Source organism: Moorena sp. SIO3H5 (assembly GCF_010692395.1).
GTDB lineage: Bacteria > Cyanobacteriota > Cyanobacteriia > Cyanobacteriales > Coleofasciculaceae > Moorena.
In genome coordinates this window covers 1-3,339 of record NZ_JAAHHS010000606.1, presented here as the reverse complement: position 1 = coordinate 3,339, position 3,339 = coordinate 1, and the positions used below count along the sequence as shown (strand labels likewise).

Here is a 3,339-nt window from a genome sequence, read left to right as displayed (position 1 = left end):
ATAGTAGCCATCAATGCGCTTATCAAGAGAGGCAAGATGTTGGGCAGTCTCGAGATTGCGCTCAAAGAGCGCTTGATGGCTGAGTCGAAAAGATTGCTCTACCAGAGCCCCCATACGCAAAACATCTTGTGCCAAACGCTTCAGAGAGCGCTGGAAGTGGGAACGCTCAGAAATGTTGCTCACAGAACTAGTATGAGAAGATGATAAACTCACCATAAAATCAGATTGTTAAGGGAAGACTGGAAGCTCCTGTCCTGTACATTTATGCATGGGGAGCAAAGCTTTCCGGTAACATAAATAACTGCCCAACAGCACATCAAGATTAGATGCGTTCGCGAAGCGTGGCCTACGGCCAATCGCGTTTAGCCATCCTTCCGGTGAACAAATTAGCAGACAGTATTTAGATGAAGGGTTTAGGGGTTACAGGTTAGCTGGTTACAGGTTAGCTGGTTACAGGTGACGCGGTTATTAAACCTTGAAGCTACCCTACTCGAACGCCAAGGGTCAACAACCTTGAAGCTACCCTACTCGAACGCCAAAGGCCAAAAACCTTGGCCAAAAGGCCACGCTACGGGAATAACCAAACAACTTTGAACCTTTAACCTTTAACCTTTAACCTTTAACCAAACAACCTACCAGGGCAAGCAGGATAAGACACTATAACACTTAGTAATAGCAAATTTAATCAACCTTTGGTGGTATCTGGAAGTGCAATTTCTATACAGGCACCACCTGTTTCCCAGTGATTGGTGGCTAGGATAGAGCCACCGTGAGCTTCAATAATTTGCTGCACAATGGATAGTCCTAGACCACTGCCGCCACGCACAGGTAATGGTTCTCCATTACTGTAATTACTCTGGTCTCTAGCCCTTGACTGATCTCCCCGGTAAAGTCGCTCAAAGACACGGGGTAAATCTGACTCGGCAAAACCATCTCCTGCGTCGATCACCTTAATTTGAATCCAAGTATCGCAAACAGCCGCCTTCTGGGAAGATATAGCATTCACCTCAACTCTAATGGCAGTCTGAGGTGGGCTGTGTTTAATACTGTTGTCAAATAAATTGAGAAATACCTGAGTCAGGCGAGAGGGATCAGCTTGCAGATACAATTGATCGGGTCCATGATAGGCAAGAGTTAAGTCTTTCTGTTGGGCTAGGAGTTCTAGGGTTTGCCAGACCCTAAAAATTAAACTCTTTAGTTCTATGGATTGACAGTTAAGATGTAGGGTTGGGTCTTGCTCGAGTTTACTAATTTCCAGCCAATCTTCCACAAGCTGAATCAGCCGTTTGACTTCTGCCAGCATTTTCTCGATCCACCGGCTTTCCTGAGGCTCCAGACGGCTCTGTAACGTTTCCGCCACTAAACTAATCGAGGTTAAGGGGGTTCTGAGTTCGTGGGCTAAATCCCCAAACCACTGGTTGCGAGACTCAGCCAGTTCTACCAAAGGTTGTTGGTTTTCTAGAAACACACCAACTTGTTTCTGGGGTAAGGGCCAACTGGAAGCTCTTAGATAAAGCGATCGCATTTCACCCATGGCCTCCCCATTTAAGCAACTGGGGTGAAATACCCATTCACAGATCCCAGGTTGCTGCTGGTGACGGGTAGTTTCAATCAGCTGATCTAATTCGTAGGAACGCACCCACTCCAGGAATAAGCGGATTTCTCCTGACTCCCAATCATGAATATGTAATAACTGACGTGCTTGCTGGTTGCACGAGAGTAACTGGTTTTCTTCATCTACCAGAAAATAACCTAAGGGGGCTAGCTGAAGTAATTCCTGCCAAGTTTGGAGTTCCTGCTCCATCACTTCTCGTTGGTGATTGGCTCTTGCGATCGCTTGCCGCAAACGAGAAACTGCTGACAATGAGTTGCTGGTAGCATCCGCTTGTAGTGTTCCCAACATTTGCTGTAGCCGTCGTTTGAGTTGGTGCTGCTGCCACAGCCACAGCCCAATTCCCAAAGCCAGACCTAGTAAAAATGCTAGGAGGATCATAATTAAAAAAATATGAAGTATTAAGGACTTCGTACTTTATACTACTTTATCCTTTATCTATTCTTCATATTTCATTGATTAATTATCCTTGATTCTTGATATTTTATGTATCCTTTATCTCTCTTTCATTATTTATCCAAAGCGATAACCAAAACCCCGTACAGTGATCAGGTATTCTGGTTTACTCGGGTCTTCTTCTAATTTTTCCCGTAACCAGCGAATATGAACATCCACTGTTTTAGTATCTCCCACAAAATCCATTCCCCATACTTGATCAATTAATTGCTCCCGAGACCAAACTCGGCGGGGATTATTAATAAATAACTCCAAAAGTCGAAACTCCTTGGGGGATAAATTAACGTCTTCTCCCCGAACCGTCACCCGACACTCTTGGGGGTACAGCTTGATCTCTCGGAATTGCTGCACTGGTGTTGGAGTCATACCATTCAAGTGTTGGCGACGAAATAAGGCTCGGCAACGAGCAATCAACTCCCGCATACTGAACGGTTTAGTGAGGTAGTCGTCTGCACCAACTTCCAAACCTAAAACCCGATCGGTTTCACTAGCTTTGGCACTGAGAATCATGATCGGAATGGGATTTCCTCGATAACGTAGCAACCGACACAGATCTAAACCATTAACCTGAGGTAGCATTAGGTCTAATATGAGCAAATCCACAGAGTAACCAGTGTGATCGCTATCCTGAAGCATAGTCAACGCTGTAGCGCCGTCCGAAGCAGTTAAAACCTCGTAACCTTCTTCTTCCAGGGCTAGGACGATCATTTCTCGGATTAGTTCTTCGTCTTCCACCACTAAGACTTGTTTAGCCTGGGTCAGTTCTGAACCGGAAGCACTGTGGGGTATGTCGAGAGCAAGCATAAAGTAAGAAAAGTTGGTAACTGAGGTTACACGTCAAGATATACAAGCAGTACCACGCATATGTCAATCAGAAGATTGACTTAATCATCAATTAACCTTATTTTTACCAATATATTATCTGGCTGCGGATAGATTATGGAGCTATTTTGCCTAATTAAGATAAAGTCCCATCCCTCCCTTTAATAAGCAGGGTTAGGGGCAATCCATAGGCATTAAAGCCAAGCAAAACGTCTGCACCTAATTAGAAATGAGCAGTTGGGCAGATGACACAACAACTAACCCTCTAAAATTAACCATGCTGTTACACTTGAGTACTTGGACAGAAATAGAAGCTTACCTAAAGCAATCACCAGGGATTTTCTGCCCATTTGTTCCACGGAAACACCAGGACCCACTTGGTTGATTTGCCACGACGGCATAATGTCCGAAACCATTGGAAAAGGGTTGTCCGAGGCCACCAATGCCCT

The 3,339-nt window shown here is 44.9% G+C and carries 5 protein-coding genes; 1 reads left to right on the top strand and 4 read right to left on the bottom strand.

Translation table 11 applies throughout. The features are described from left to right. Positions 1 to 216, bottom strand: a 216-nt coding sequence (locus tag F6K52_RS34305; protein WP_364421145.1) for a PhoU domain-containing protein, incomplete at its 3' end; no start/stop codon positions are given. A 240-nt stretch (positions 217 to 456) separates the two neighbouring features. Between F6K52_RS34305 and F6K52_RS34300 the strand changes: the two genes are divergently transcribed. Further along, positions 457 to 594, top strand: a complete 138-nt coding sequence (locus F6K52_RS34300) for a hypothetical protein (protein ID WP_293089370.1) — start codon at positions 457 to 459, stop codon at positions 592 to 594. A gap of 91 nt (positions 595 to 685) precedes the next feature. Here the strand turns inward: F6K52_RS34300 and F6K52_RS34295 are convergent, their stop codons facing one another. The 3 genes from F6K52_RS34295 to F6K52_RS37175 form a co-directional block, all read right to left on the bottom strand. After that, complete coding sequence (locus F6K52_RS34295) at positions 686 to 1,993, bottom strand: PAS domain-containing sensor histidine kinase (protein ID WP_293089368.1); 1,308 nt, start codon at positions 1,991 to 1,993, stop codon at positions 686 to 688. Between the two features lie 132 nt (positions 1,994 to 2,125). After that, complete coding sequence (locus F6K52_RS34290) at positions 2,126 to 2,872, bottom strand: response regulator transcription factor (RefSeq protein ID WP_293089366.1); 747 nt, start codon at positions 2,870 to 2,872, stop codon at positions 2,126 to 2,128. Positions 2,873 to 3,147: 275 nt separating this feature from the next. Further along, on the bottom strand, positions 3,148 to 3,339 hold a 192-nt coding region (locus tag F6K52_RS37175), incomplete at its 5' end, for a hypothetical protein (RefSeq protein WP_364421139.1).